19 protein-coding genes and 1 riboswitch are annotated in these 19,929 nt (G+C 73.0%); of the genes, 10 read left to right on the top strand and 9 right to left on the bottom strand.

Annotation, left to right across the window (positions count from 1 at the left end):
- Nucleotides 1-85 precede the first annotated feature (85 nt).
- On the bottom strand, nucleotides 86-715 hold the full coding sequence (locus G9272_RS35450) for a dihydrofolate reductase family protein (RefSeq protein ID WP_171400308.1): 630 nt from the start codon (nucleotides 713-715) through the stop codon (nucleotides 86-88).
- A gap of 74 nt (nucleotides 716-789) precedes the next feature.
- A complete protein-coding gene (locus tag G9272_RS35445) occupies nucleotides 790-1,626 on the bottom strand; it encodes an AIM24 family protein (RefSeq protein WP_171400307.1) in 837 nt (278 codons plus the stop codon).
- A 107-nt stretch (nucleotides 1,627-1,733) separates the two neighbouring features.
- Between G9272_RS35445 and G9272_RS35440 the strand changes: the two genes are divergently transcribed.
- Complete coding sequence (locus tag G9272_RS35440) at nucleotides 1,734-2,480, top strand: SDR family oxidoreductase (RefSeq protein ID WP_171400306.1); 747 nt, start codon at nucleotides 1,734-1,736, stop codon at nucleotides 2,478-2,480.
- Between the two features lie 173 nt (nucleotides 2,481-2,653).
- Here G9272_RS35440 and alc read toward each other — a convergent pair whose 3' ends face one another.
- Entirely contained in the window at nucleotides 2,654-3,769 is a 1,116-nt protein-coding gene (gene alc / locus G9272_RS35435; protein ID WP_171400305.1) for an allantoicase, read from the bottom strand.
- Between the two features lie 79 nt (nucleotides 3,770-3,848).
- Nucleotides 3,849-5,186: an allantoinase AllB gene (gene allB / locus G9272_RS35430; RefSeq protein WP_171400304.1), complete on the bottom strand. Its 1,338-nt coding sequence runs from the start codon at nucleotides 5,184-5,186 to the stop codon at nucleotides 3,849-3,851.
- A gap of 267 nt (nucleotides 5,187-5,453) precedes the next feature.
- Between allB and G9272_RS35425 the strand changes: the two genes are divergently transcribed.
- Nucleotides 5,454-6,251, top strand: a complete 798-nt coding sequence (locus G9272_RS35425; RefSeq protein ID WP_171400303.1) for an IclR family transcriptional regulator — start codon at nucleotides 5,454-5,456, stop codon at nucleotides 6,249-6,251.
- A 218-nt stretch (nucleotides 6,252-6,469) separates the two neighbouring features.
- Here G9272_RS35425 and G9272_RS35420 read toward each other — a convergent pair whose 3' ends face one another.
- A complete protein-coding gene (locus tag G9272_RS35420; protein ID WP_171400302.1) occupies nucleotides 6,470-6,784 on the bottom strand; it encodes a DUF5955 family protein in 315 nt (104 codons plus the stop codon).
- Nucleotides 6,785-6,972: 188 nt separating this feature from the next.
- Here G9272_RS35420 and G9272_RS35415 point away from each other — a divergent pair, with 188 nt between their 5' ends.
- Both G9272_RS35415 and aceB read left to right on the top strand, forming a co-directional pair.
- Complete coding sequence (locus G9272_RS35415) at nucleotides 6,973-7,584, top strand: nucleotidyltransferase family protein (RefSeq protein ID WP_171400301.1); 612 nt, start codon at nucleotides 6,973-6,975, stop codon at nucleotides 7,582-7,584.
- Nucleotides 7,585-7,767: 183 nt separating this feature from the next.
- Nucleotides 7,768-9,402, top strand: coding sequence for a malate synthase A (gene aceB / locus G9272_RS35410; RefSeq protein ID WP_171400300.1), 1,635 nt, complete (start codon nucleotides 7,768-7,770; stop codon nucleotides 9,400-9,402).
- Nucleotides 9,403-9,424: 22 nt separating this feature from the next.
- On the opposite strand, the gene G9272_RS35405 is transcribed toward aceB, so the two are convergent.
- Complete coding sequence (locus G9272_RS35405; protein ID WP_171400299.1) at nucleotides 9,425-9,712, bottom strand: SelT/SelW/SelH family protein; 288 nt, start codon at nucleotides 9,710-9,712, stop codon at nucleotides 9,425-9,427.
- Complete coding sequence (locus tag G9272_RS35400; RefSeq protein WP_171400298.1) at nucleotides 9,709-10,623, bottom strand: HipA family kinase; 915 nt, start codon at nucleotides 10,621-10,623, stop codon at nucleotides 9,709-9,711. The genes G9272_RS35405 and G9272_RS35400 overlap by 4 nt, the downstream gene beginning before the upstream one ends.
- Nucleotides 10,624-10,758: 135 nt before the next feature.
- A riboswitch (cobalamin riboswitch) is annotated at nucleotides 10,759-10,911 on the top strand.
- 87 nt (nucleotides 10,912-10,998) lie between these two features.
- On the opposite strand from G9272_RS35400, the gene G9272_RS35395 reads away from it, so the two are divergent.
- Genes G9272_RS35395 through G9272_RS35385 form a run of 3 tightly spaced genes read left to right on the top strand, consistent with a single transcriptional unit; the run spans nucleotide 10,999 to nucleotide 13,936 of the window.
- The gene (locus tag G9272_RS35395) at nucleotides 10,999-12,072 is read left to right on the top strand and encodes an ABC transporter substrate-binding protein (protein WP_171400297.1); all 1,074 of its coding nucleotides are present in this window, start codon (nucleotides 10,999-11,001) and stop codon (nucleotides 12,070-12,072) included.
- Nucleotides 12,069-13,121 carry a FecCD family ABC transporter permease gene (locus G9272_RS35390; RefSeq protein ID WP_171400296.1) on the top strand — a complete coding sequence of 351 codons (1,053 nt, stop codon included), beginning with the start codon at nucleotides 12,069-12,071 and terminating at the stop codon, nucleotides 13,119-13,121. Before G9272_RS35395 ends, G9272_RS35390 begins: the two co-directional genes overlap by 4 nt.
- Nucleotides 13,118-13,936, top strand: coding sequence for an ABC transporter ATP-binding protein (locus G9272_RS35385; RefSeq protein WP_171400295.1), 819 nt, complete (start codon nucleotides 13,118-13,120; stop codon nucleotides 13,934-13,936). Before G9272_RS35390 ends, G9272_RS35385 begins: the two co-directional genes overlap by 4 nt.
- A 7-nt stretch (nucleotides 13,937-13,943) precedes the next feature.
- On the opposite strand, the gene G9272_RS35380 is transcribed toward G9272_RS35385, so the two are convergent.
- Complete coding sequence (locus tag G9272_RS35380; RefSeq protein WP_171400294.1) at nucleotides 13,944-14,720, bottom strand: cobalt-precorrin-6A reductase; 777 nt, start codon at nucleotides 14,718-14,720, stop codon at nucleotides 13,944-13,946.
- Nucleotides 14,721-14,929: 209 nt separating this feature from the next.
- On the opposite strand from G9272_RS35380, the gene G9272_RS35375 reads away from it, so the two are divergent.
- From G9272_RS35375 to G9272_RS35365, 3 genes are all read left to right on the top strand, one after another.
- Entirely contained in the window at nucleotides 14,930-16,687 is a 1,758-nt protein-coding gene (locus tag G9272_RS35375; RefSeq protein ID WP_171400293.1) for an ABC transporter ATP-binding protein, read from the top strand.
- The gene (locus tag G9272_RS35370) at nucleotides 16,684-18,498 is read left to right on the top strand and encodes an ABC transporter ATP-binding protein (protein ID WP_437184337.1); all 1,815 of its coding nucleotides are present in this window, start codon (nucleotides 16,684-16,686) and stop codon (nucleotides 18,496-18,498) included. Before G9272_RS35375 ends, G9272_RS35370 begins: the two co-directional genes overlap by 4 nt.
- An 82-nt stretch (nucleotides 18,499-18,580) precedes the next feature.
- On the top strand, nucleotides 18,581-19,651 hold the full coding sequence (locus tag G9272_RS35365) for an iron-siderophore ABC transporter substrate-binding protein (protein ID WP_171400292.1): 1,071 nt from the start codon (nucleotides 18,581-18,583) through the stop codon (nucleotides 19,649-19,651).
- A gap of 69 nt (nucleotides 19,652-19,720) precedes the next feature.
- Here G9272_RS35365 and G9272_RS35360 read toward each other — a convergent pair whose 3' ends face one another.
- Nucleotides 19,721-19,924 (bottom strand): MbtH family protein, encoded by a 204-nt coding sequence (locus tag G9272_RS35360; RefSeq protein WP_081548826.1) that lies wholly within the window; start codon nucleotides 19,922-19,924, stop codon nucleotides 19,721-19,723.
- Nucleotides 19,925-19,929 lie beyond the last annotated feature (5 nt).

The following is a 19,929-nucleotide window of genomic DNA, read 5'->3' as shown; positions in this document are numbered from 1 at the left end:
ACAGACCCTCGCCCCGCGGACCCCCCACGTCTCCAGGCCGCGGGGCGAGGCACGTCCGGCCGGGCCGCCGGGAGCCACCCCGCGGCTAGCCGTTGTCCGGGAGTGCGTACGAGCCGTAGCGCGGACGGCCTTCGAGGTCGTACGTCTGGACGGAGACGCCCGCCGCGGTGATCAGGCCGCCGGCGTGCCGGAACGCCGTGGGCAGCGCGCCCTCGGCGAACAGGCGGAGGCCGGAGCCCAGCACCACCGGGAACGTCAGCAGATGGACGGTGTCCACGAGGTCCAGCGCGAACAGCGACCGGAGCAGCGCGCCGCTGCCGTGCACCTGGAGCTCGCCGTCGGTGCGCTCCTTGAGGGCGGTGACCTCCTTGGCGAGATCGTCGCCGCGGAGCACGGTGGTGCCCTCCCAGGAGGGATCGGTGAGGGTCGTGGAGGCCACGTACTTCGGCAGCGCGTTCAGCTTGGCCGCGACCGGGTCGGCCGGATCGGTGACCTTCGGCCAGAACCCGGCGAAGATCTCGTACGTGCGCCGGCCGAGGAGGAACCCGCCGACGTCGCCGAAGACTCCGGAGACGAAGCGGCCGAAGTCCTCGTCGCCGTACGGGAAGCTCCAGCCGCCGTGTTCGAAGCCGCCGCGGGTGTCCTCGTCGGGGCCGCCGGGGGCCTGGTAGACGCCGTCGAGGGTGACGAAGACGGTGGAGACCAACTTGCCCATGGCGAGTGCCTGCTTTCTGCTGTGGGGCCTGTTTTCATCAGCTCAGACCCCACGGGCACCCGCAACTCATCGGTTCAGCCGGCGTTCGTCGAGAACAGTCCGCCGGTCGGCCCCTGCTTGTCGCCGCCCTGGGCCTTCCTCAGGGCGTTGGCGAGACTCTCGATGGTGAGGGACTGGAGGATGACGCGGCCGCTGCCCTCCAGGGTGGCCAGGGACAGGCCCTCGCCGCCGAACACCGCGTTCATGACCCCCTGGCGGTTGAGATCGCCGACGCGCTGGACGCCGTACCGAATGCCCTCCTCGAAGGCGACCACACAGCCGGTGTCGACCTCGATACGGCCCCCGAAGTCGGCCGGGTCGAGGTCGATGAAGTTGCCGGCCCCCGCGATGATCACCGTGCCGCGGCCGGTGAACTTCTCCAGAACGAAGCCCTCGCCGCCCTTCATGCCGGTGCGGCCGCCCTGGAAGGCGATGCCGAAGTCGACGGTGGACTCGGCGGCCACGAACGCGTCCTTCTCGGCGAACCACGCGCGCGTGCCGTCCAGCTCCAGGGCGCGCATCTCGCCGGGGAGCACGCCCGCGAAGCCGACCGTGCCCTCGCCGCCCTGGGCGGTGAAGTACTGGAACGCCAGCGACTCGCCCGCGAGGGCGCGCTGGCCGACCTGCATGGCCGTGCCCATGGCCTGGCGCAGCATGCCGCCCCTGCCGCCGCCGGACGGGCCGCCCTGCGGTTGCCCGCCGCTGCCGCCGCCGCTGCTGCTGCCGGAGGGGCCGCCCAGACGGGTCTCCATGGTCACGTCGACCGTCTTGAACAGGAACTTTCCGGCCTCGCAGTACACGGTCTGGCCGGGGGACAGATTGACGACCGCCATCTGCATGGCGTTGCCGACGATTTCTTGCTGAAGGGTCACACGACGAGAACGCGGGAGGCGGAGGAAAGAGTTCCGCTCTGCTGCGGCCCACACTCGACGTCCGTTCGCCGCCAGCGCACGGGGGCGCCGGCCGCTGGGATGGACCCATGACAACGACCGACAAGACCCTGAACGGCAAGGTGGTCCTCGTGACCGGCGGCAGCCGCGGCATCGGAGCGGCCACCGCGCTGCGACTGGCCCGCGAGGGCGCGGACGTGGCGGTGACCTACGTGAACGGCAAGGAGGCGGCCGCGGACGTCGTAGCGGCCGTGGAGGCGCTGGGGCGGCGGGCGGTGGCCCTGCGCGCGGACTCGGCGGACCCCGGGGAGGCGGCCGGGGCGGTGGACCGTACGGTCCGGGCGCTGGGCGGCCTCGACGTGCTGGTGAACAACGCGGGCGTCGGCGTCCTCGGACCACTGGAGGGGCTCGACCTCTCCGACGTCGACCGGGTGCTCGCCGTGAACGTGCGCGGGGTGTTCCTGGCCTCGCAGGCGGCCGCCGGGCGGATGGCGGACGGCGGACGGATCATCACGATCGGCACCTGTATGACCCAGCGGGTGCCCGGCCCCGGCGGGACCCTGTACGCGATGAGCAAGTCGGCCCTGATCGGTCTGACCAAGGCCCTCGCCCGGGAGCTGGGCCCGCGCGGGATCACGGCGAACCTCGTCCACCCCGGCCCGATCGACACGGACATGAACCCGGCCGACGGCCCGTACGCGGCGGGTCAGGCGACGATGACCGCGCTGGGCCGCTTCGGCACGGCGCAGGAGGTGGCCGCGACGGTCGCGCACCTGGCGGGGGCCGCCTACGTCACGGGCGCCGAGTTCGCCGTGGACGGCGGTCACGCGGCATAGGGATCGGGCTCGGGCTCCGGACCGGGCTCCGGACCGGGCTCCGGACCGGGACCGGGACCGGGACCGGGACCGGGCGATGCTCTCGCGGGAGGGCGGGAGTGCCGTCGCGTCGCCACCACTGTCAACGCCCCTTCCCGCCCGAGGTGTTCACAGTGGTGGCGGCGGCGGTCGGTTCAGCCGCCGAGCTCCTGGTGGCGGGCCGTCAGCGCCGCCGTGCCCGCTTCCGTGAGGGAGCCGAACAGGCGCAGGCGGGAGATGCCGCCGTCGGGATGGATGTCCACGCGCGCGTGCGTGCCGACCGCCGGGTCCGGCAGGACGAAGCGGTGGTTGGTGTCGGGCTGGAGACGGGTGCGCTGGAGGATCTCCGTCCACTCGCCGCTCTCGCCGTCCTTGACCGACACCGAGGCCCAGCCGGCGCTGTTGCCCTTCAGGTAGGCCGTGTCGATCTCCAGCGCGCGGATCCGCGCCTGGGCCGCCAGGCGGTAGCGGATCCAGTCGTTGCCCCGGTCGCGGCGGCGGCGGGTCTCCCAGCCGTCGTCCATCTTGCGGGAGCGGCCCGGCTGGATGGTGTTGCTCGCCGGCGAGTAGAAGAGGTTGGAGGCGTCCTCGGCGCGGCCGCCGTTCTCCAGGGCGACGACGTCGAAGGTGCCGAGCACCGTCAGCCATTCGGGGTCGGGCACGACCTCCCCGTGCACGCGCAGGCGGGCGATGCCGCCGTCGGGGTGCTGGTTGACCCGCAGGTGGGTGAAGCGCTGCTCCACCGAGACGGAGAAACCGTTTGCCGCGTGGCCGCCCACCGGCGTGCGCGGGACCAGCGTCGTCCACTTCACGTGGTCGCCGAGGAGTTCCTCGGGGGACGGCGAGCCCGGCACCGAGGCGCCCTCGACCGACACGGCCTGCGGGTAGTTGCCGCGGAAGTGGGCCGTGTCGACGACGATGCCCCGGACCACCCCGGGCGCGCCGAGGCGGACGAGGGCCCAGTCGTGGTCCTCGGCGGTCGGCCACGGGTGGTCGGCGGAGGCGCCGCGGCGGCGGCGGGTCTCCCAGCCGTCCATGACCTTGCCCTTGTGCCCGAAGTGCTCCGGGTCGAACTCGGCGGGTCCGGGCACCAGCAGGTTCTCGCGCTGGGCGAAGAACTCGTCGTTGGCGGCGACGACTCCGGCTCCGAGCTGCCGGTCGGCGAGATCGGCGTACCGGGTGAAGGGGAAGTCGGCGGTGCGGTAGTCCGCGTACGGGTCGCCGCCGCCGTAGGGGTTCGCGTCGCCGGTGAAGCTCTCTATCGCCGTCACGGTGATCAGGTCTGCCTTTCGGGAGTCGGCCGGTGCGGGTGCGGGTGGAGTCGGAATGCGGGTCGGGCGCCGCTTCGGCTCAGGGGGTGCGGGTGAGGAGCCGGCCCTTCGGCTCGGTGAACTCGCCGTCCGAGACGATGCGTTCGCCGCGCAGCCAGGTGGACTTCACGACGCCGTACAGGGTCTTCCCGGCGTACGCCGTGACGCGGTTGCGGTGTTGGAGTGCCGCCGGGTCGACGGTGAAGGTCTCGTCGGGGGCGAGGACGGCGAAGTCGGCGTCGCGGCCCGCTTCGATCGCGCCCTTGTGGGAGAGACCCACCAGGGCGGCCGTACGTGCGGACATCCACCGGACGACGTCCTCGAGGCCGTGGCCCCGCCGGCGGGCCTCCGTCCACACGGCCGCCAGGCTCAGCTGAAGGCCCGAGATGCCGCCCCACGCCGTCGCGAAGTCGTCGGTCTTGAGGTCGGCCGTGGACGGGGAGTGGTCGGTGACCACACAGTCGATCGTGCCGTCCGCCAGGGCCTGCCAGAGCAGGTCCTGGTTGGCGGACTCGCGGATGGGCGGGCAGCACTTGAACTCGCTGGCGCCGTCGGGGACTTCCTCGGCGGTCAGGGTCAGGTAGTGCGGGCAGGTCTCGGCCGTGATGCGGACGCCCTCCGCCTTGGCGGCGGCGATCAGCGGCAGCGCGTCGCTGGAGGAGAGGTGCAGCACGTGCACGCGCGCGTGGAGGCGCTTCGCCTGCGCGACGAGGTTCGCGATGGCGGTGTCCTCGGCGTCGCGGGGACGGCTGGCCAGGAAGTCGGCATACCGGGGGCCGCCCCGCTGCGGGGCCGCGTCGAGGTGGTGCGGGTCCTCGGCGTGCACGATCAGCAGGCCGTCGAACCCGGCGATCTCGGCGAGGGAGCGGGCGAGCCGGTCCTGGTCGAGGTGCGGGAACTCGTCCACGCCCGAGGGGGAGAGGAACGCCTTGAAGCCGAAGACGCCGGACTCGTGCAGCGGACGCAGGTCCTTGACGTTGTCGGGCAGGGCGCCGCCCCAGAAGCCGATGTCGATGTGCGCCTTGTCGGCGGCGACCTCCCGCTTGACCCGGAGGTGGTCGACCGTGGTGGTCGGCGGGAGGGAGTTGAGGGGCATGTCGACGAGGGTGGTGATGCCGCCGGCCGCCGCCGCGCGGGTGGCGGTCCAGAAGCCCTCCCAGTGGGTGCGGCCGGGATCGTTGACGTGCACATGAGTGTCGACCAGGCCGGGCAGCAGGACGTCGTCGCCGAAGTCCTCCAGCCGGGCTCCCTCGGGGACGGGCGCGTCGTACGGCAGTACGGCCGTGATCCGGCCGGCGGCGACCGCGACCGCGGCGGGCCGTGACCCTTCGGGAGTGATGACGCGCGTCGAGCGCAGCACCAGTTCAGCCTCGGACACCCGGGCCCCTCTCTTCCGTTCTCCTCCAGTTACGCCGGAGAAACTTCCACGTAACGGAATTCAACGTTCTGTTGAAGGAGTCTTCCCTCCCGCCCTCGCGCCGTCAAGGGCCCACTCCCCAGAGTGCACCCACCCCCGACACTCTGGACGTTTCCACATAATGGAATTACTATTCCGGCCAGCAGAATCTAATGACGCGCAAGCGAGGAGTCAACCGACCGCCGGGTAGGCTTCAGCCCTTCCGCCGGTTTCGAAAGGAACGCGCCCGTGCCGACGTCCAGCGCCAGCACCACCGACTCCGCCAAGTCCGCCAGCGGCGGGGTCCAGTCCCTCGAGCGCGCCTTCGATCTCCTCGAGCGGATGGCGGACGCGGGCGGCGAGGTCGGCCTGAGTGAGCTGTCCGCGAGCAGCGGGCTCCCCCTGCCCACCATCCACCGCCTGATGCGCACCCTGGTGGCCTGCGGTTACGTCCGCCAGCAGCCCAACCGCCGCTATGCGCTGGGCCCTCGGCTGATCCGGCTCGGCGAGTCCGCCGCCCGGCTGCTGGGCACCTGGGCCCGCCCCTACCTGGCCCGCCTGGTCGAGGAGACCGGCGAGACGGCCAACATGGCACTGCTCGACGGCGACGAGATCGTGTACGTGGCGCAGGTGCCGTCCAAGCACTCGATGCGGATGTTCACCGAGGTCGGCCGCCGGGTCCTGCCGCACTCGACGGGGGTCGGCAAGGCGCTGCTCGCGGGCTTCCCGGACGACGAGGTGCGCGCCCTGCTCGCCCGCACCGGCATGCCCGCCGCCACGGACAAGACGATCATCACCCCGGACGGTTTCCTCGCGGCCCTCGCCGACGTGCGGCAGGCCGGTTACGCGGTCGACGACAACGAGCAGGAGATCGGCGTGCGCTGCCTGGCGGTGCCGGTGCCGGACTCCCCCACCCCCGCGGCCATCTCCATCTCCGGCCCGGCGGGCCGCGTCACGGAGTCGGCCACGGAGAAGATCGTGCCGGTACTGCGGCAGGTCGCGGTGGAACTGTCACAGGCGCTGACGAGTTCCGGTCCGGCGGTCTAGGGCGTGTCTGACAATTCGCGTCGGATCAGCGCGCGGCGTCTGGTGCGGTGCATCGCAAGGCGGAGGATCGCCCGCGTACTGGATGTACTCGGGTGATCCGACAACGCGGCGAGGTGCCGTGCCAGGCGTCGCGCGCCCGGCGGGAATTGTCAGACACGCCCTAGGGCAGGTCCGGGGCGGGCCCTCGCCGCGACGCGTCCGGCAGCGCCCACGGCCGCTCAGCGGCGCGGCGTCTCCCCGAACAGCTCCACTGCGTGGCGTACCTCCGACAGGCTCCTGGCCAGTGCGCTCACCGAGCCGATCGCGCCCGCGATCAGCAGCAGGGAACGGCGCAACCGGGGGACTTCGGGGACGCCGTGGGTCACCATCGCGGCGAGCGCGGCGAGTTCGTCCTCGGCGATCGCGCGGTCCGGGAACTCGGCCGGATACGTGGCGAGTTCGCGGCGCAGCCGGGACACCGCGGTCCGCAGTACCGCCACCCTCGGATCCTCGTAGCTGCCGGTCACTGCCCTCTGCCTCAAGCTCCGCAACACAGCTCTCCCCCCGCGCGCTCCGCCGAGCGCGCGTGCGCGCTCACCCGCCCCGCAGCCCCGCGGTACCGGCCGGGCACCGGAGGACGCGGGTCAGTAAACGCCACCCGACGCGGCGTGCGCCACCGCACGGACCGAAATTCAGCCCCACGAAACCGCGCGGCCGACGCCACGTCAGGTATGCAGGACGCATGACGCACAAGGAAGACCGGGCCGCGGACCAGGTGACCGGCCTGCTCCTCGCGGCGGGCGGGGGCCGCCGGCTCGGCGGACGCCCCAAGGCGCTGCTCGAACACCGGGGGCGGCCGCTCGTCGAACACGCGGTGGGGGTGCTGCGTACGGCGGGCTGCGCACGAGTGCACGTGGTGCTCGGGGCCGCCGCCGACACCGTACGGGAGCGGGCTCGGCTGGAGGGGTGCGTGATCGTGCCGAACCCGGAGTGGGAGCAGGGCATGGGCACGTCACTGCGGGCCGGACTCGGCTCGCTCGCCGGGACGGGAGCGCGTGCCGCGCTGGTCCTCCTCGTCGACCAGCCCGGCATCGGGCCGCGGGCCGTGGCCCGGGTGCTGGCCGCTCACGAGGACGCGTCCTCGCTCGTCTGCGCCGCCTACGACGGCGTACGCGGCCATCCCGTGCTGTTCGGAGCCGCCCACTGGGCGGGCATCGCGGCGACTGCCACCGGCGACCGGGGGGCACGTGCCTATCTGAAGGAACACGAGGAGGCGATCACGCTCGTCGAGTGCGGTGACGTGGCCCGCCCCTTCGACATCGACACCCCGCAGGACCTCGCACACCTGGAGTGAGGGGCCTGGCACCGAGCGCCACCTTGCCTCGACGCAGAGAATCTCGACATCAACAAATCATTGAAGTTCCACGATGAGGAAACTAGTATCCACTGTTCAGAAGGACCCGGCCCGTCCGGGGCCCCGCCCGCCGTACCCGGTTCGACTGGCACCCGGTGCCACCGCTGAAGGAAGTGACCGCTCATGTCCGCACCAGCGCCGTCCCCGCTGGCCATCGTCGACGCCGAGCCCCTGCCCCGGCAGGAGGAGGTCCTCACCGAGGCGGCGCTCGCCTTCGTGGCCGAACTGCACCGGCGGTTCACACCGCGCCGGGACGAGCTCCTCGCCCGGCGCGCGGAGCGCCGCGCCGAGATCGCCCGCACCTCCACCCTCGACTTCCTCCCGGAGACCGCGGCGATCCGCGCGGACGACTCCTGGAGGGTGGCCCCCTGCCCCGCGGCCCTGGACGACCGCCGGGTCGAGATCACCGGCCCGACCGACCGCAAGATGACCGTCAACGCCCTCAACTCGGGCGCCCGGGTCTGGCTCGCGGACTTCGAGGACGCCTCGGCGCCCACCTGGGAGAACGTCGTCCTCGGTCAGCTCAACCTGGCCGACGCCTACACCCGGAACATCGACTTCACCGACCCGAGGTCGGGCAAGTCGTACGCCCTGAAGGACGCGGGCGAGCTCGCCACCGTCGTCATGCGCCCGCGCGGCTGGCATCTGAACGAGCGTCACCTCGTCGACGCGGACGGCCGTCAGGTCCCCGGCGCCCTGGTCGACTTCGGCCTCTACTTCTTCCACAACGCCCAGCGCCTGCTCGACCTCGGCAAGGGCCCGTACTTCTACCTCCCGAAGACGGAGTCGCACCTGGAGGCCCGCCTCTGGAACGAGGTGTTCGTCTTCGCGCAGGACCACGTCGGCATCCCGCAGGGCACCGTCCGTGCCACCGTGCTCATCGAGACGATCACGGCCGCGTACGAGATGGACGAGATCCTGTACGAACTCCGCGACCACGCCTCCGGGTTGAACGCGGGCCGCTGGGACTACCTGTTCTCCATCGTCAAGAACTTCCGTGACGGCGGCGCCAAGTTCGTCCTCCCGGACCGCAACGCGGTCACGATGACCGCCCCGTTCATGCGGGCGTACACCGAACTCCTCGTCCGCACCTGCCACAAGCGCGGCGCGCACGCGATCGGCGGTATGGCGGCCTTCATCCCGTCCCGCCGCGACGAGGAGGTCAACAAGGTCGCCTTCGAGAAGGTCAAGGCGGACAAGGACCGCGAGGCGAACGACGGTTTCGACGGGTCGTGGGTGGCCCACCCGGACCTGGTGCCGATCGCCATGGCCTCCTTCGACGCCGTGCTCGGCGACCGGCCGAACCAGAAGGACCGGCTGCGCGAGGACGTCGACGTCAAGGCGGCCGACCTGATCGCCGTCGACTCGCTGGAGGCCCGGCCGACCTACCCGGGCCTGGTCAACGCCGTGCAGGTCGGCATCCGTTACATCGAGGCCTGGCTGCGCGGCCTGGGCGCGGTCGCCATCTTCAACCTGATGGAGGACGCGGCCACCGCCGAGATCTCCCGCTCGCAGATCTGGCAGTGGATCAACGCGGGGGTGGAGTTCGAGCACGACGGGACCACGGTGAAGGCCACGCCCGAGCTGGCCCGCGAGGTCGCCGCCGGGGAACTGGCCGCGATCCGCGCGGAGATCGGCGAGGAGGCCTTCGCGGCCGGCCACTGGCAGCAGGCGCACGACCTGCTGCTGACGGTCTCCCTCGACGACGACTACGCGGACTTCCTCACCCTGCCGGCGTACGCGCAGCTGAGGGGCTGAGCACCGGCACCGGCCGGAAGGCTCACCTCTCCGAGTGGCCCAGGGACTTTCCCGGGGCCACTCGGTCACGTACGAGCTTCTTCACCGCGGTCGGTTCCGGGAAGCCCTGTTCGCGGCGGTCCCAGATCACCTCGTCGTCCACCCGGACGACGAAGACCCCGCCCTTGCCGGGCTTCAGGGCCAGCTCCGTCAGCTCCGCCTCGAAGGTCGTGAGCAGCTCCTGCGCCAGCCAGGCCGCGCGCGGCAGCCAGCGGCACTGGGTGCAGTACTCGATCTCGACCCGCCCGCTCGCGTCACTCAGTTCGCTCATCCGAGGTGCACCGACCAATCCTGTTCCGCGGCCGGCTTGCCGTGCAGGTCGGGAACCCGCTTCAGCCAGTCGGGCCGTCCTTGCCGCGTCCTCGCCGCGCGCCGGGCCTCGTCGGCGGCGAGCTCCTCCGGGGCGGGGAAGTCGGTGGGAAGCCAGGCCGCGGAGGCCCGCACGCGCGCGTGGAGGTAGCGCACGTACGCCTCCCGGACCGCGTCCGGGGTCGCGAACCCCGCTTCGCCGGTCAGCCAGGCGTCCGGTACCTCCGCCACGATCCGGCGCAGCAGCTCCTCGGTCACCCTGGGCGCCAGCTCGGCGTCGGCCGCCCGGGTGTCCGGGGCGCAGCGGCCGAGGGCGTGGTGACGGAAGTCGTAGCGCTTCTCGGGGTCGGCGCCGTCCCAGCGGTGGTGGAAGACGAGGGCGGCGCCGTGGTCGATGAGCCACAGCCGGGGCGGGACGGTGCCGAACGTCGGCCAGACCATCAGGTTGGAGCTGTGGACCGTCCGGTCGACGTTCACGGTCAGGGCGTCCAGCCAGACGATCCTCCCGGCGTCCAGCGGCTCCACCGGGAAGGCCTCGGCGACCTCCGGCGTGAAGTCCTCCGCACCCGGCAGGAAGTCCATCCCGAGGTTGATCCCCGCGCTCGCGGCGTGCAGGTCCCGTACCTCCTGGTGCGGTTCGTGCTCCGCGATCGCCGGGTCGAAGTGGACCAGGACCAGCTCGGGAAAGCGCAGCCCGAGGGCGCGTGCCAGCTCGCCGACGATCACCTCGGCGACGAGCGCCTTGCGGCCCTGCGCGGAGCCCGTGAACTTCACGACGTAGGTGCCCAGGTCGTCGGCCTCGACGACGGCGGGCACGGAGCCGCCCGCCCGCAGCGGAGCGAGGTAGCGGGTCGCTGTGACCTCGGTCAGCATGACTCTCTCCCTCTGGCCTGAATGAGCATAGTAACCAGGCACGGCAGCCGACGAGAGTGCCCGAGTCACCGTGCGAAAAGGCCCCCGGGCGGCCTCGGCGGCGTGTGGTAGCTTGCCAAGGCCAGTCGAACCCATGTGCGCACGCGAGTGTGTACGGGTCAGGGAATCCGGTGCGAATCCGGAGCTGACGCGCAGCGGTGAGGGCGACGGGCGGGGCAACGGCCACTGGACGGCGTACGCGGTCCGGGAAGGCGCCTCGTCCGGGTGACCCCGAGTCCGAAGACCTGCTGGCGACCCCCGCCGCCGGGAGACGGCCGGGGGGAGCACCGTACGACCGGGCTTCGCGCATGAGCCCTCGACGCCGAAGGAAACCCTGTGCCGTTCGCACGCCCCGTCCGCCCTGCCCGCCCTGCCGTGCTGCTCCTGGCCGGTGTCCTGCTGCTGGCCGGCTGCGGTTCCCCGGGCTCGTCGGGCTCCTCCGGTTCGACGGGCTCCTCCGGTTCGACGGGGAAGGGCGGGGCCGCCGGCCATCCGGTCCGGCTCGACAACTGCGGGCAGGAAGTCGAGGTCGACAGCCCTCCGCGGCGGGCCGTCTCCCTCAACCAGGGCACGACCGAGATCATGCTCTCCCTCGGGCTGGCCGACCGCATGGTGGGCACCGCGACCTGGACCGACCCGGTGGCCGAGGGCCTGGAGAAGGCGAACGCGAAGGTGAAGCGCCTCGCCGACAACGCCCCCTCCTTCGAGACGGTCCTGGACACCGAACCCGACTTCGTCGCCGCCTCCTTCGCCTCCACCCTCGGCAAGGGCGGGGTCGCCCCGCGCGAGCAGTTCGACAAGCTCGGCGTGCCCACCTACCTCTCCCCCTCCGACTGCGTCGGCAAGGACAACAGCGGCGACGGCGACGGCGTCCGCACCGAGCCGCTGACCATGGACGCGGTCTACGGCGAAGTCCGCGACCTGGCGCAGGTCTTCGGCGTCCAGGAGCGCGGCGAGCGGCTCGTGGCCGGGCTGAAGAGCCGGGTGACCGGGGCCACCGCCGGCCTCGACGCCCGGGGCGTCACCCTCATGTACTGGTTCGCCAACTCCCAGTCCCCGTACCTCGCGGGCTGCTGCGGCGCTCCGGGCATCGTCACCGACGCGCTCGGCGCGAAGAACGCCTTCGACGACACCAAGGAGGAGTGGCCCCAGGTCAACTGGGAGACCGTCGCCGACCGCGACCCCGACCTCCTCGTCATCGGCGATCTGACCCGTAAGGAGCAGACGGCCGAGACCGCCGCCAAGAAGATCGAGTTCCTGGAGTCGAACCCGGTCACCAAGAACATGACCGCGGTGAAGAAGAAGCGGTACGTGCTGCTGTCCGGACAGGCCATGAACCCGACCGTCAGGACCGTCGAGGGCATCGAGAAGGTCGCGGCGGCGCTGCGCAGTCACGGCCTCGCGGGATGACCGGCGCGCCGTCGGCGTCCCTGGCCGCGGCAGTGGGCGGCCTGCGCCGCGCGCTGCTGTGGTCGTCCGGTCTCGCGCTGCTGTGCGCCTCGGTCGCCGTGGCCATCACCATCGGCCCCGCGGACATCGCCGTCGGTGACGTGTGGTCCGCGGTCGCGGCCCATCTCGGCTGGGGACAGGCGGAGTTGACACCCCTGCGGGACGGCATCGTGTGGAACCTGCGGCTGCCGCGCACCCTGCTCGCCGCGGTGTGCGGCGCCGGTCTCGCGGTGTGCGGGGCCGTGATGCAGTCCCTGCTGCGCAACCCGCTCGCCGACCCCTTCGTCCTCGGGGTCTCCTCCGGCGCCTCGACCGGCGCGGTGCTGGTCGTCGTCCTCGGCGCGGGCGGCGGCCTCCTGTCGGTCTCCGGTGGCGCGTTCCTCGGCGCGCTGGTCTCCTTCGCGCTGGTGCTGCTGCTCAGCCACACCCTCGGCGGCACCACGGACCGGGTGGTCCTCGCCGGAGTCGCCGCCATGCAGCTGTTCTCCGCGCTCACCTCCTTCGTCGTGATGACGGCCGCCGACGCGGAGACCACCCGCGGAATCCTGTTCTGGCTGCTCGGTTCGCTCAGCGGCGCCGACTGGACGGACGTGACCGCCGGCGCGGCCGCGCTGGTCGTGGCGCTGGTGGTCTGCCTGGGCCACGCCAGAACCCTGGACGCGTTCGCCTTCGGGCAGGACGCGGCCCTCTCCCTCGGTGTCTCCGTCGCCCGCACCCGTCTGGTGCTGCTGTGCACCACCGCGCTGCTCACCGCCGCCCTGGTGAGTTCGGCCGGGGCGATCGGCTTCGTCGGTCTGGTGCTCCCGCACGCCGCACGCGTCCTCACCGGCCCCGGCCACACCCGGTTGCTGCCCGCCACCGCCCTGACCGGCGCGGTGTTCCTGGTCTGGGTCGACACCCTCGCCCGCACCGTGCTCGACCCGCAGGAGGTGCCGGTGGGCGTGGTGACCTCCCTCATCGGTGTCCCGGCGTTCGTCGCCGTCCTGTACCGCGCGAAGGGCACCCGATGACCGGCTCCGACACGACCGGCTCACAGACGACCGGCTCCGAGGGGCTGCGCGCCGACCGGGTCACCCGCGCCGCCGGCGGCACCCTGATCCTCGACGGGGTCAGCCTGACGCCCCGCCCCGGCGCCGTCACCGGCCTGCTCGGCCCGAACGGCTCGGGCAAGTCCACCCTGCTGCGTCTGCTCGCCGGCGTGCTCGCCCCGGACTCCGGCGTCGTCACCCTCGACGAGCGCCCGCTGCCCCGGGTGAGCCGCCGCGCCGTCGCCCGGCGCATCGCCGTCGTCGAGCAACAGGCCGACACCCAGCTCGCGTTGAGCGTCCACGACGTCGTACGCCTCGGCCGCATCCCGCACCGCCGCGCCTGGGCTCCCGCCACCGCCGCCGACGAGGAAGCCGTCCGCGCCGCGCTGGCCCGCACCGGGCTCGCCGACAAGGCCCACCGGCCCTGGCACTCGCTCTCCGGTGGCGAACGCCAGCGCGTCCAGATCGCCCGCGCCCTCTCCCAGGAACCCCGCGAACTCCTCCTGGACGAACCCACCAACCACCTCGACATCCGGCATCAGCTCGGGCTGCTGGCCCTGATCACCGAACTCCGGGTCACCAGCGTCGTCGCGCTGCACGACCTCAACCTGGCGGCGATGTACTGCGACCGGCTCGTCGTCCTCAAGGAGGGGCGCGTGGTGGCCTGCGGCAGCCCGCACGACGTCCTCACCGAGGCCCTCATCGCCGATGTCTACGGCGTCCGGGCCACCGTCACCGCCGACGGCCCCGACGACCGCCCGCACATCCGCTTCCTGGGCGCCGTACCGACCCTCTGACGCGGCCTCAGCGCCCCTGCTCGCCTCCCCGTTCGACGCCCCGCTCGACATCCCTGAGCCATTCCAGGGCCTGCTCCGGCCCTGCCGCGACCCGGACGCCCGCGGGGAGCGGCGGTCTGCGCACCACGACCACGGGCAGCCCCGCCCCACGGGCGGCGGTCAGTTTCGGGGCGGTGGCCGCTCCCCCGCTGTCCTTGGTCACGACGACGTCGATCCGGTGGCGGCGCAGCAGTTCGCGCTCCCCGTCGAGCGTGAAGGGCCCGCGGTCGAGCAGCACCTCCATGTGGGACGGGGCCGGCGCCTCGGGGGCGTCGACGGACCGTACGAGGAACCACAGGTCGTCCAGGGCGGCGAAGGCGGCCAGCCCCGTGCGCCCGGTGGTGAGGAACACCCGCCGGCCGAGCGAGGGCAGCAGCTCGGCGGCCTCCGCCAGGGAACCGGCCTCGTGCCAGACGTCGCCCGCCACCGGGACCCAGCCCGGACGGCGCAACGCGAGCAGCGGAACACGGGCGTCGGCCGCGGCCTTCGCCGCGTTGAGGCTGATGCCCCCGGCGAAGGGGTGGGTGGCGTCGACGAGCGCGTCGACCCCGTGCCCGCCCAGCCACGCGGCGAGCCCCTCGGCTCCGCCGAAGCCGCCCACGCGCACCTCGCCGGGCGGCAGCCGGGGCGCGGCCACCCGTCCGGCCAGGGAGGTCGTCACGCGGAGCCCGGGCCCGGCGTCGGCCGCCAGGAGTTCGGCGAGGCGACGGGCCTCGGTGGTCCCGCCCAGGATCAGTACGTGCACGAAAGTCCGGTCCCTTCCGGAGAGCGAGGCCCGAGCGGCGCGGCCGGGACTGCTCACGGCGCCCCACTGAAGCACACTGGGCCCGGCCCGTCCGGACCGGCGTCGCGTTCGGGAGCCTTCCGCGCGTCGGCGGACCGACAAGGCATTGACTCGCCCGCATTCACTTAGAGTAGCCTTGCCTAAGTTGACCGGTTTCCGGAGGGTGGCTGGTGAGATCAGGGGAACAGTCGGGGCGGGACGTCCTGACGCGCTCGGTCAGGGGGCAGGCGCGGCGCGTCGGCCTCGGTGCGGCGCTCGGATGTGTGCACCAGCTGGGGGAAGCCCTGGTACCGGTGCTCATCGGTGTCGTCATCGACCAGGCCGTGGCCGGACAGGACGCCGGGCGGCTCGCCCTCTGGCTGGCCGTCCTGGCCGTGATGTACGTGGCGCTGTCGTGGAGTTTCCGGCTGGGCGCGCGGGCCGGTGAGCGCGGCGCCGAAGAGGCCGCGCACACCCTTCGTCTGGCGATCGTGCGCCGGGTGCTCGACGCCCGGGGCGGCGCCGAGGAGGGACGGCTGCCCGGCGAGCTGGCCAACGTCGCCACCGAGGACGCCAAGCGCGTCGGCGCGGTCAACATGGCGCTGATGAGCGGGATATGGGCGGTCGCGGGCATCACCGTCAGCGCCGTGTGGCTGCTGCTGACGTCCGTGCCGCTCGGGCTGATCGTGCTGCTGGGCACGCCGGTGCTGCTGTGGCTGGGGCACCTGTTGAGCAAGCCGCTGGAGCGCCGCAGCGAGGCCGAGCAGGACCGGGCCGCCCACGCCTCGGGAGTCGCCGCCGACCTGGTGGCCGGACTTCGGGTGCTGAAGGGGCTGGGCGCGCAGCAGGCGGCCGTCGAGCGGTACCGCCGTACCAGCCGTGCCTCCCTCGTGGCCACCCTGCGCGCGGCACGGGCCGAGTCCTGGCAGACCGGGCTCGTGCTGGCCCTGACCGGTGGGTTCATCGCGCTGATAGCGCTGGTCGGTGGGCGACTGGCGCTCGACGGCTCGCTCACCCTGGGGCAGTTGGTGTCCGCGGTGGGTCTCGCGCTGTTCCTGCTGGGGCCGTTGGAGACGTTCGCCTGGGTCAACGCGGAACTGGCGCAGGGCCGGGCCTCGGCCGCCCGGGTCGCGGAGGTCCTCGCCGCCGCGCCCGCCGTGGTGGGCGGGGACGCCCCGGTGCCGGACCCGGTGCGCGGGGAGCTGCGGCTGCGCGGGGTACGGCTCGGTGGGCCGGACGGCGTCGACCTCGACGTACCGGCCGGGCGGCTGACCGGGATCGCCGTGACGGATCCGGCCTCCGCCGAGGCCCTGTTGCGCTGTCTGGGCCGGGAGAGCGACCCGGAGTCGGGCTCGGTCGAACTGGACGGTGTGCCGTTGACCCGGCTCGATCCGGCGGGGCTTCGGGCTGCGGTGCTGGTGGCCGCCCATGACGCCGTGCTGTTCGACGGCTCACTGGCCGCGAACGTGACTCCGGAAGCGGAGCCGCGGAGCGGCCCGGCGGACGGGGAGCCGGACGAGGCGGCAGCCGGATCGACGGACGAGGCGGCGGATCTCCGGACGGAGCGTGCCATGGCCGCCGCCCACGCCGACGAGGTGGCCCGTTCCCTGCCGCGCGGCGCCGCGACCGGTGTCGGCGAGGGCGGCCGGTCCCTGTCGGGCGGTCAGCGCCAGCGGGTCCTGCTGGCGCGCGCCCTGCGTGCCGGGCCGCCCGTCCTGGTCGTGCACGACCCGACGACGGCCGTGGACGCGGTGACCGAGGCACGCATCGCCGAAGGACTGCGCGAGATCCGGCGCGGCCGCACCACGGTCGTGGTGACCAACAGCCCGGCACTGCTCGCCGTCGCCGACCGGGTGGTCCTCCTCGACGGCGGCCGGATCGGCGCCGAGGGCACACACGCCGAACTCGTACGGGCCGACGCGACCTACCGGACGGCGGTGCTGACGTGACGACGGACGTGACGACGCAACGGACGGAGGCCGGGCGGACGGAACCCGATCGGGCTCTGCTGCCGACGGCGAGTCCCGCCCGTACCCGGGCCGCGGTGCGTGAGTTGTTGCGCCCGCACCGGGGGCTGGCCGCCGCCGGGTTCGGGCTGATGGTGCTCGCCACCTCCGTCGGGCTGCTCACCCAGCCCCTGCTCGGTCACATCGTCGACGTGGTCACCGAGCGGCGCTCCCCCGACGCGCTCACCCCGCCCGTCCTCGCGCTGGCCGGGGTCGCCGTGGTGCAGGGCGTCACGACCGCGCTGGGCATGTCGCTGGTGTCCCGGCTCGGCGAGACCGTGCTCGCCCGGCTGCGCGAGCTGTTCGTGGAGCGTGCCCTCTCCCTGCCGCTGGAGCGGCTGGAGAAGGCGGGCTCCGGCGACCTCAACGCCCGGGTCACCCGGGACGTGTCCCGGGTCGCCGACGCGGTACGCGGCGCCCTGCCCGAGCTGGCGCGCTCCGCGCTGTCGATCGTGCTGACCCTGGGCGCCCTCGCCCTGCTGGACTGGCGGTTCCTGCTGGCCGCGCTCGTCGCCCTGCCCGTACAGGCGCACACCGCGCGGTGGTACGTGCGCAACGCCGTGCCCCTGTACGCCAAGGAGCGCATCGCCACCGGGGCCCAGCAGCAGCAGTTGCTGGACACCATCGGCGGGGCGCGGACCGTGCGGGCGTACCGGCTTCAGGCCGGCCACACCCGGCGGGTCACCGACCGCTCGCGGGCCTCGGTGGAACTGACGATGCGCGGGGTGCAGCTGGTGCTGCGCTTCTACAGCCGTCTGCACATCGCCGAGTACGCGGGCCTCAGCGCCGTCCTGGTCACCGGTTTTCTGCTGGTGCGCTCCGGCTCCGCCTCGGTCGGCACCGCCACGGCCGCCGCGCTGTACTTCCACAGCCTCTTCGGGCCGGTGAACACCGCGCTCGTCCTCCTCGACGACGCCCAGTCGGCGACGGCGGGACTGGCCCGGCTGGTCGGGGTGGTGGACGAACCGGCGCCCGTGTTCGCCGAGCGCGCGGACGACCGTTCGACCGCCGCCGGTGCCCCGTCCGTGACGCTGACCGCCGTCTCGCACGCGTACGTGCCCGGCCGCCCGGTGCTGCACGGCGTCGATCTGGAGATCCGGCCCAAGGAACGGGTCGCGCTGGTCGGCACGACCGGGGCGGGCAAGACGACGCTCGCGAAGCTGGTGGCGGGGCTGCACCGGCCGGAGAGCGGCCGGATCGACGTCGGCGGTGTCGAACCGGACGAGTCCGGCCGCCTGGTGGGGCTCGTCACGCAGGAGGTGCACGTCTTCGCCGGGCCGCTCGCCGACGACCTGCGGCTGGCCCGCCCCCGGGCGGACGACGAGGAGCTGCGGGAGGCACTGGCCACGGTGGGCGCCCTCGGCTGGGCCGAGGCGCTGCCGGAGGGCCTGGAGACCGTCGTCGGTGACGGCGGACACCGGCTCACCGCCGACCGGGCCCAGCAACTCGCGCTGGCCCGGCTCCTGTTGGCCGACCCGCCGGTCGTGGTCCTCGACGAGGCGACCGCGGAGGCGGGCAGCTCGGGCGCCCGTCAGCTCGACGAGGCCGCCGAGCAGGCCCTGCGGGGCCGTACGGCGCTGGTCGTGGCGCACCGGCTCAGCCAGGCCGCCACCGCCGACCGGGTGGTCGTCCTCAGCGACGGCCGGGTCGTGGAGAGCGGCACGCACGACGAACTGCTCACCGCCGACGGCGCGTACGCCACCCTGTGGCACGCCTGGTCCGGCAGCCGCTCCCCCGCCCCGGACGGCCCCTGACGAGAACCCTGACCGCCATCCCCCCGCCCCGGAACCGGCCACCCCCCGCCGAAAGCACCGCGACGAACAGAAGGATCATCCGATGCCCCGCGCCACCAGAGCCTCACGGCTGTCCGGCCTGCTCGCCTCCGTAGTCCTGCTCGCCGTCGCGGCGGTCGGCTGCGGCGACTCCGATTCCGGTTCCTCGTCCTCCGGCGCGAAGGGGTCGGACTCGTCGTCCGCCGCCGGCGCCTTCCCCGTGACACTCGACCACAAGTACGGCAGCACGACGATCAAGTCCGAGCCCCGGCGGATCGTCACCGTCGGTCTCACCGACCAGGACGCCGTCCTCGCGCTGGGCAAGGTGCCGGTCGGCACGACCGAGTGGCTCGGCGGCTACAAGGGCGCCATCGGCCCGTGGGCCGAGGACAAGCTGGGCGGCGCGGCGGCGCCGACCGTCCTCACCGACACCGGCACCGGCCCGCAGGTGGAGAAGATCGCCGCGCTGAGGCCCGATCTCATCCTCGCCGTGTACTCGGGACTGACCAAGGCCCAGTACGAGAGCCTGTCGAAGTTCGCGCCGGTGGTCGCCCAGCCGAAGGCCTACAACGACTACGGCGTGCCGTGGCAGCAGCAGACCGAGGAGATCGGCAAGGCGCTCGGCAAGGAGACCGAGGCCAAGACGCTCGTGTCGGGCGTCGAGGAGAAGTTCGCGGCGGCCAAGAAGGCCAACCCCGCCTTCGCCGGGGCCACGGCCGTCATGGCGACCCCGTACGAGGGCACGTTCGTCTACGGCAGCCAGGACACCCGCTCGCGGATCCTGTCCGGCCTCGGCTTCTCGCTGCCGAAGGACCTCGACAAGGTGATCGGGGACACGTTCGGCGCCAACATCAGCAAGGAGCGCTTCGACCTGCTCGACCAGGACGTCGCCGTGTGGATCGTGCCGGACCTCACCACGGCGGTCACCAAGCTGCACAGCGACAAGATCTACTCCGACCTGAACGTGGTGAAGCAGGGCCGTGAGGTCTTCATCCAGGAGACCGGCGACTACGGCAACGCGGTGTCGCTGTCGACCGTGCTGAGCCTCCCCTACGTCATCGACCGCCTGGTGCCGCAGCTCGCCGCGGCGGTGGACGGCAAGACGGCGACGAAGGTGGAGCAGCCGGCTTCCTGACCGGTCCCACGGCATGTCGAAGGGGGGCGGCCCGTGCGGGCCGCCCCCCTTCGTCATGTCCCGCCGGGCTCAGGCCCCGTCGACGAGGCTCCTGGGCCGCAGGTCGGTCCAGTTGGCCTCGATGTGGTCCAGGCACTCCTGCCGGGCGGCCGGGCCGTGCGCGACGGTCCAGCCGGCCGGGACGTCCACGAAGTCGGGCCACAGGCTGTACTGGCCCTCGTCGTTGACGAGGACGGAGTAGACGCCGTCGGGGTTCTCGAACGGGTTGCTCATATCGG

Source organism: Streptomyces asoensis (assembly GCF_013085465.1).
Lineage (GTDB): Bacteria > Actinomycetota > Actinomycetes > Streptomycetales > Streptomycetaceae > Streptomyces > Streptomyces cacaoi_A.
Note: the sequence above shows the minus strand (reverse complement) of the source record. Positions and strands in the feature narration are given on the sequence as shown.